The 267-nt window shown below is 73.0% G+C and carries 1 protein-coding gene; it reads left to right on the forward strand.

The genetic code is table 11. The features are described 5' to 3' along the window. Positions 1-267, forward strand: a 267-nt coding sequence (locus SB660_RS21075) for a hypothetical protein (protein ID WP_410584328.1), incomplete at both ends; no start/stop codon positions are given.

Genomic DNA, 267 nt, shown 5'->3' on the forward strand with positions numbered 1-267 from the left:
GGCTGCTCGTCGGCGGGATCCTCGTGTGGATCGGCGCGTACTCGACCGGATCCTCGCTGGCTCTCATGGGCATCGCGGCTCTTGTGGGCATCGCGTTCGCGGCGATCCACCAGGCCCTCGCCGCGGTGCTCGGCGGCGTCGGCCGCTGGATCGCGGCGATCGCCGGTGCCCTCGCGGTCGCCGTCAGCATCGTGTCGACGGCGCCGGGCTACCTGGTCTCGATGGCGGGCGTCCTGCCGACGGCCCCGGCGCTGAAGGCATTCCTCG

Source organism: Bacillus sp. SIMBA_005 (genome assembly GCF_046535585.1).
In the GTDB taxonomy this organism is placed as follows: Bacteria; Bacillota; Bacilli; order Bacillales; family Bacillaceae; genus Bacillus; species Bacillus pumilus.